At 43.8% G+C, this 397-nt stretch carries 1 protein-coding gene; it reads left to right on the forward strand.

All coding sequences use genetic code 11. The features are described from left to right. Positions 1-20 precede the first annotated feature (20 nt). A partial coding sequence (locus tag J7R05_RS08760; RefSeq protein WP_484479017.1) for a portal protein occupies positions 21-397 on the forward strand: 377 nt, incomplete at its 3' end.

The following is a 397-nucleotide window of genomic DNA, read 5'->3' on the forward strand; positions in this document are numbered from 1 at the left end:
ACAGAAAGAGAAACGGCATCATGGATGGCATTTTAGAAAACGACCTTAAAAAAACAACAAGTCTTGATGATGACGGGCTTTATAGTCGTCTTAAGTATTGGCACGGGGAAGATATTGAGCATGTCAATGAATGGCGAGAGCAGGCGCGTGAAGACTTTGATTTTTATAATGGACGTCTGTGGGCAGAAGAAGATTTAGCTGTTTTAAAAGCACAGCGGCGCCCTGTTATGACGTTTAACCGTATTGCCCCTCTGGTGAATGCCATTGTTGGACCAGAGCGTAATAATAAACGAGATGTACAGTTTCAACTGAGACAAGTTGGTGCAGCGATATACAATGAATTGCTCACCGGCGCAGCAGAATGGATTCGTGATGAAGCTGAAGTTGAATATGCCGC

Source organism: Bartonella capreoli (assembly GCF_902813205.1).
GTDB lineage: Bacteria > Pseudomonadota > Alphaproteobacteria > Rhizobiales > Rhizobiaceae > Bartonella > Bartonella schoenbuchensis.